At 66.3% G+C, this 6,834-nt stretch carries 2 protein-coding genes; one reads left to right on the top strand and one right to left on the bottom strand.

Features of this window, described 5'->3' with window-relative positions; genetic code table 11:
- The first annotated feature begins 202 nt into the window (after window positions 1-202).
- Window positions 203-1,225 (top strand): IS630 family transposase, encoded by a 1,023-nt coding sequence (locus ACFZBD_RS34965; RefSeq protein WP_391147736.1) that lies wholly within the window; start codon window positions 203-205, stop codon window positions 1,223-1,225.
- A 3-nt stretch (window positions 1,226-1,228) separates the two neighbouring features.
- Here ACFZBD_RS34965 and ACFZBD_RS34960 read toward each other — a convergent pair whose 3' ends face one another.
- Window positions 1,229-6,247 carry an RHS repeat-associated core domain-containing protein gene (locus ACFZBD_RS34960; protein WP_391147734.1) on the bottom strand — a complete coding sequence of 1,673 codons (5,019 nt, stop codon included), beginning with the start codon at window positions 6,245-6,247 and terminating at the stop codon, window positions 1,229-1,231.
- Between the last annotated feature and the right edge of the window lie 587 nt (window positions 6,248-6,834).

Genomic DNA, 6,834 nt, shown 5'->3' with positions numbered 1-6,834 from the left:
GAACAACTCCCACAACTCATCCGGCACCAGCCGCTCGGCAAGACTCGTCATGCCCAGCACAACGAGCCAAACCGCCAAAGGAAACGACGTCTAAGTACTGCAACGGTCTTTGTCGTGACGGTCGGGCAGGTGCTTCGTTGGGCATGGTCGTCCGGGTCCGAAGATTCCGCTGCTGTCGGTGACCGATGTCCAGCGGGCGGTGATGGAGGGCTGGTTGCGTCGCCGGACGACGGCCCAGGCCCTGGCCCAGAGAACGCGGATCGTGCTGGAGTGCGCCGAGGGGTACTCGATCATGGAGTTGTCCCGCCGGCTGCGGATCGCCCCGGACACGGTCCGCACCTGGTGGCGCTGGTTTATCGAGCGGGGCCTGGACGGCTTGTGTGACGACCCGCGGCCGGGCGTCCCACGGAAGATCACCGACGCTGATGTCGAACGGGTCATCGTCACGACGCTCGAGGAGACACCGAAGAACGCGACCCACTGGTCGACCAGGTCAATGGCCGCAGCGACAGGCGTGTCTCAGTCGACGGTGTCACGGATCTGGCGGGCGTTCGCCCTGGCACCGCACCGGGCTCAGACGTTCAAGCTGTCGACCGACCCGTTGTTCATCGACAAGGTCCGTGACGTCGTCGGCCTCTACCTCGACCCGCCGGAGAAGGCACTGGTGCTCTGCGTGGACGAGAAGTCGCAGATCCAGGCCCTGGACCGATCCCAGCCGGTCCTGCCGATGATGCCCGGCGTTCCTGAACGGCGAAGCCACGCCTACGTCCGGGCCGGCACCACGACCCTGTTCGCCGCCCTCGAGGTCGCCACCGGCAAGGTCATCGGCTCCCTGCACCGCCGCCACCGGGCGGCGGAATATAAGAAGTTCCTCGCGAAGCTGGACAAGGAGGTCCCAGCTGATCTGCAGGTTCATCTGATCCTGGACAACTACGCCACCCACAAGACGCCCGACAGCAAGCGGTGGCTGCTGGCCCGTCCCCGGTTCCACCTGCATTTCACTCCGAGCAGCGCGTCCTGGCTGAACCTGGTCGAGCGGTGGTTCGCCGAGCTGGCCCAGAAGAAGCTCAAGCGCGGCGTCCACCGCTCGGTCCAGGCCCTCGAACGCGACATCCGGGGCTGGCTCGCCGACTGGAACGAGCACCCCAGGCCGTTCGTCTGGACGAAGACAGCCGACGAGATCCTCGACAAAGTCGCCGCCTACTGCCGACGAATCTCTGACTGATAATTAGGGCCTGCCCTGGATGCGGGGCTCCAGCCCGTCAAACCAGCTGCCGTGCACCGGTCCGACGTCCAGTACACGGAATTCGGTGGCATCAAAGTCCTCCAGATGGGATTTTGTTATGCGATAGAACTGGCCGAGGTCGAGGGCGTAGCTGCTCCAGTTGCCGTTTGCTTCGTAATTGCGCGATGTGACGACAGGGATGTAGTGGGTCGGAATATCTCCGGCCAGTGCATAGGCAGCCTGAGGAATCCGTGAGTTCCGCACACTGACGATGTGCATTTTATACGATTCTGCGGGACCGTATTTCGAGTTGAAGAATTTGCTCAGCTGTGTGGGGTCCATCGGCGCTGACCAGTCACTGCTCGCTCCGGCGAGCTGCTTCATGCGGGGATGCGAGACCCACCTCATTGAGTCCGTGGCGGGCACAAGAATCCGGGCGCCAGCCGGCTCGCGAAGGTTCTTGGCGCAGGCGAGAGCTGTGACAGCGCAGACATTTCCGGCCGGCGCTCCGGCTACTTGCTTGTGCATCCGTGCGATACGGGTCATGTCACCCATCGACATGAACTTCGGGAGAGCCAAGTTCTCAATTCTTAACAGGGATTTCATGGCGCCGCTCATGCTCATTTTCCCGGCTATGCGTGCGCCGGTGAGGATGCCTGACACGGCGCTGGCCGGAAGGTCGGCCACTGCGGTCCCCAGTGCGGCGTTCTTAAGTCCAGCTATGACCGTCTGCGGCATGTGCATGGATTCTGCGGCAGCGCTGGCGAGGTCGAGGGCAATGGATGCTCCTCCCAGCATGAGCCCCATGAGAGTGACGGGGGCTGCGATGCCGAAGCTGACGGCCGTCGCAACGGCAGAGATGGCGGTGACAAAGACGGACAGGCCGGTGATCAGCCAGCTGTGCCAGTCGTTTTCGCTGGTGCGGCCGGTAGGATCGGTGTAAGTGAGCGGGTTGGCGTTGAAAGCCTGGTAGCGATTGAACTGGGGGGCGCTGTCGGCGGTGGTAAAGCGCTTTTGCACCGGGTCGTACGTGCGGGTCTTCAGGTACTGGGTGCCGTCGGCGGCTGTGTATTCGCCTGCATAGGTGAAGGGCTGGCGTGCTGGACCCGCAGGGCCCGTACTGGGGGGCTGCAGCGCGGTTCCGGCGGCGCTGGCGGGCTGCCCGTAGTCGGTGTAGTTCCAGGCCTGGGTGACGTTTCCTTCAGGGCCCGTGAGAGCAGTGATGCTGCCGTGGCGGTCAGCGATTATGTAGCCGGCGCCAGTGGAGGCTGCCGCGTCGGCGCCGGGCCCGGTAAGAGTGCGGGCATGCCGGGCGCCGGCCATCAGGTAGGAGGCGGTAGTCCCCTCGCGGCCGTCTGCTGGGTCTGCGCTCCCGCTGTCCGCAGGGGTGCTGGTGTGCGTGTCGTTGATGAGGGTGCCGCCGGGGGCATAGTGGAATACCGTCGTCCTTTCGCGGGGGCCGCTGCTGCCGCCGGCGGGGGTGGTTTCGGCTGTGGTGGCACGGGTGCCGTCGGCCCAGTAGGTGTAGCGGACTGCGGTTCCGCCGGCGGTCGTCATGGTGGCGGGCTGACCGTGGAGGTTGTAGGTCCACCGGGTGCCGGTGTGGTCTGTGAGCAGGTTGCCGTCGGTGTCGAAAGTCTGCGGGTGCTTCTGGCCGTCGGTGGTGAGGGCGGTCAGGCGGCCGGAAGTATCGATGCTGTGTGAGGTGACAGCGGGCCTGCCGGGGGAATCGCTGGAGGATGTCTCGGTCTGCACCACGTCGTCAGCGACATTGAGGCTGTAGTGGCTGGCGGTCTGCTCCTTGTCGTCGGCGGTGAGGACTTTGGAGGAGATGAGCCGGTTGTGGGCGTCGTAGCGGTACTCGGTACTCGTGGTCACAGCCGGGCCGGGGGTGCCGCCGGAGGCTGTCTGGGGGCGGGTGTCAGTCCGGCGGGTGAGGTTGCCGTGGCTGTCATAGGTATATGCAGCCTGGGTGGTGAGCTGGCTGCCGCGGGTGGTTTTCTCGCTTCTGATCTGGCTAGCCCCGGTGTAGAGCACGTCGGTGGTGACGCCGTTGCCGCGGCCGGCTCTGACGATGCGGCCGAGTCCGTCGTAGGTGTAGGTCACGCTCGCCCTGATGAGGCTGGCAGGGTCGTCCCGTTCGTGCTGGACGGCACGGGCCAGTGTCCCGTCTGGGTTATAGGCGTAGAACGTAGTCAGCCCAGCGGTGTCGGCTGTCTTTTCCAGCTGGCCGCTGTCGTTGTACTGCTGCCGGACAGACTTCCCGTCGGGGTAGGTGACCCGGGTGGTGTTGCCGTCGGCATCGTAGAGGTAGCCGATCCTGCTGGTGTCCGCTTTCCCTGGATCGTAGATGCTGGTGACGGCTCCGGTATAAGGGTCGTAGGTGTAGGCGGTCTTCTGTGCGGTCTTGCCGTCGGCCGAGGTGACGGTGGTTTCGAGGAGGTGCCCGGTGGGGCTGTCGTAACGGGATGCGGTGCGGATGCCGCTCGGAGACACCGATTCCCGCACCTGCCCGGAGGGGGTGTAGGTGTAGAGCGCCTTCCGCCCGTCCGGGCGGCGCTCCTGGGCAGTCCGGCCGGCATCATCGCGCAGCAGAGTCATGCCTGCGCGGGCGCCTGCGGTGTCCTGGCCGGGGGTGAGGGTTTTGGTGACGGCGGCGCCGGTGAGATCGGCGGGAGCAGCAGCAGTGATGTTCTCGCCGGGGAAGGCCGCAGGGTTCTGGGGGGTGAGGGTGGCGCTCTGGGCCGTGCCCCCTGTGCCGTAGCGGGGGGTGAGGGCCACCTCACGCGAAATGGTCTGGGCGACGCGGCCGAGGCTGTCGTAGGCCTGGCTGGCCGCGGTCTGCTGCGTGCCGTCCGCGTACGACGCTGCAGTGGCGGCGGGCCGTTCAGCACTGTCGAGGGTTTCGACGGCCGTCATAACCGCCCGGGCCGGGTCGCTCTCGCCAGCCGGAAGGGTCAGGGTGGTGACGGTTAAAGTGTCCGCGGTGGCGGCGTCACGGTAGACAGACAGCTGGGTAAGCCCGTTCGGGGCCACAGTTTTCACCGGCCGGCCAAGGTCGTCACTGGTAGTGACGGTGGTGCGTCCGGCCTGGTCGGTGACTTCCGCGGTCCGGCCCTCATCGCGGAAGGAGACGCTCTGAAGAGTACGGGCCGCGGGATCGCGGGTCAGCTCCCCGCCGCGTACGTTGTCCGTCCGCTGCACCATCCGGCCGAGCAGGTCGTACTTCTCCACGGTGATGTGCTGCCGGCCGTTCTGGCCCGGACTGGTGACCGTTTTCGTGCCGGGCGCATAGGAGGTCGCAGTGAGAAGGCCTTGACCCGCCTGCCCTCCCGGCGCCTTCTGGTAGATGATGCGCCCGGCTTCGTCGTAGGAGTTCTCCACCGTGCTGCCTGCGGCATCAGTGGCCCTGATGAGCTGTCCGGTAACCAGGTCCGTCACCTGAGTGGTCACTCCAGCCGGGCCAGTGACCCGGTCAGTCCGCTGGCGGCTGCCCGTGTCGGTTTCCTGCTCATACCGTTCAGTGACACGGTCCGGGCCTTCCACCCCCCCGGGCTTCGCGTTGTCACTGGCCCAGGTCAGGATTCTCTGGCTGGTTTCGCCATGGGTGTTCACCGCAAAGGCTGTGACGGTCCGGGCAGAAAGTCCGCCCTCGCCCTTGTTCTTCACCAGCTGCCTGGTGGAGACGATACTTCTGCGGTCATCTGACAGGGTGTTCTCCGTCACCGTCTGCGCGCCGTCGCGGCCGGTGACGGTAACCCGCAGGGGCAGCCCGCGGCCTGCCGGCCTGTCTCCCGGGCCGTCACTGCGCGTGTGCGGGGCCAGGGCGGTGGGATCGTACTCAGTAACCGTCTCCGCGCCGGTCACGCCGGTGCGCTCCACCTCGCGGCCGTACTCGTCGAAACGGGCAGTCTCCACAGTCGTGCGGGAGCGGCCGGTTGCAGGGTCATGCACCGTGACCGACGCCCGGACAGGTTTGCCGTAATTGGCAGGCAGCGCAGATGCGGGAGGGGGGGTCTTTCCTCCGTCGCGTTCGCCCTCGTATTCCAGCGTCTGTGTACGTACAGGGGCCCGCTGGCCGTTCACCCTGACCGCGGCGGTGCGTTCTTTGAGGAGATGGAGGCTGTTGAACACCGAGCGGACCACGGAGCGCCCGTCTGAGAGTTCCGTTGCATACCGGTAGTCGGTATCCGCTGAGTCAAACAGGTCATCTGCGCTGCCGTACTGCCCGTTCCCCGTGTAGTCATGCCCCTCGTGCTCCCCTGCCGTTCCCAGACGGAACGTCAGCTCCGGGACGAGGCTGTTGGCAGCCTGGTCGGTGACCTTGAGAGAGGAGGCTACGGGGAAGCCATGGGGCCGGCTGTATCCGATACGGGTCACCGCCCCCGCAGCAGACTCGATACGGGTCAGCAGCCGCCCGGGCGCCCCGTCCGGGGCGTAGTCCCAGGCCAGCTTCACCACCTGGTCTTCCGGATACGTCATTGCAGTCAGCCGGCCGCCCTCCAGGTGCAGGACGGTCACAGGCTGCCGGCCATCGCTGCGGACGGGCGAGGTGACAGTCACCCGGCCCTCGGTGCCGTAGCCGAAGGAAACGGCCTGCCCGAAGGTGTCCACCGCTTCCCTCAGCCGGTGCTGGTCGCCGTGCAGCTCCCAGCGGTATGCCGTCCGGTTGCCGAATGCATCCTCCTCAGCGATCAGGTCGCCTTCTTCGGAAAAGAACTTCCTGCCCCCGTCGCTGTGGGTCAGGACCCACCTGTAGTCCCGCCGCGCCTCCTCCAGCCCGTCGTGTTCGGGCAAAGTGCCCCGCTGCTCACGGACCGCCAGGTCTTTCAGCAGATACCGCTTCAGCCCCGTCCCCGTGGTGTCCCCTGGCACAAGAGGAAAGCTGCCGCCAGCGGTATGCAAAGTGCCCCCGCCCTCAGGATCAACGAACTCCAGGTTCAGGCCGATACCCTCGCCCAGTCCCAGCCTGTCCACCTGCGCACCAGCCGCCGCCTGGCCGTATTCCAGGGACAGCTCCACCCCTGTACCCCCGCGCCCGGGCAGGGCGGCCAGCGGAAGAGACGCAGAGAACGCCCCGGTCTGCTCATTGATGCTCCCTGCCGCACCGCCGCCCATCGCCACTGTTCCTGCCAGCCCCCCGCCCCCCAGCAGCGCAGAAGGAGGGACAGCCGCAGCCAGGACAACCGGCACCGCACCCACTGTCACCGTCACCGCCACTGCCAGAGCAACACGCCGCAGCCACCTTGTTCCGCGGCCCAGCGGCCACCGCGGCTTCATCCCGCAACGTCTAGGTGCAAGTACAGACAGAGGACACATCACAGCTCCGGACACCGTAAGAACCCATATACGCGCACACTTAACCGGGCCCGGCGGGCTGGGGGCATCCGATGATGAGGCTGCACCCAGCCGATGGAGCCCCGGCCGACTGACCGGCCGGCCGGCGTCCGGACGGCCCCTGCCCCCTGTCCACTCCAGTGACCAGGCTGAACGCCGGCCTGCCCCACGATGGCTTAAGACGTCGTTTCCTTTGGCGGTTTGGCTCGTTGTGCTGGGCATGACGAGTCTTGCCGAGCGGCTGGTGCCGGATGAGTTGTGGGAGTTGTTCC

It is taken from the genome of Streptomyces sp. NPDC008121 (assembly GCF_042957155.1).
Taxonomy (GTDB): Bacteria; Actinomycetota; Actinomycetes; order Streptomycetales; family Streptomycetaceae; genus Streptomyces.
Note: the sequence above shows the minus strand (reverse complement) of the source record. Positions and strands in the feature narration are given on the sequence as shown.

Bases quoted from the DNA above. Each gene is read 5' to 3' on its own strand.
- ACFZBD_RS34965 (WP_391147736.1), top strand. From the start codon at position 203: ATGGAGGGCTGGTTGCGTCGCCGGACGACGGCCCAGGCCCTGGCCCAG.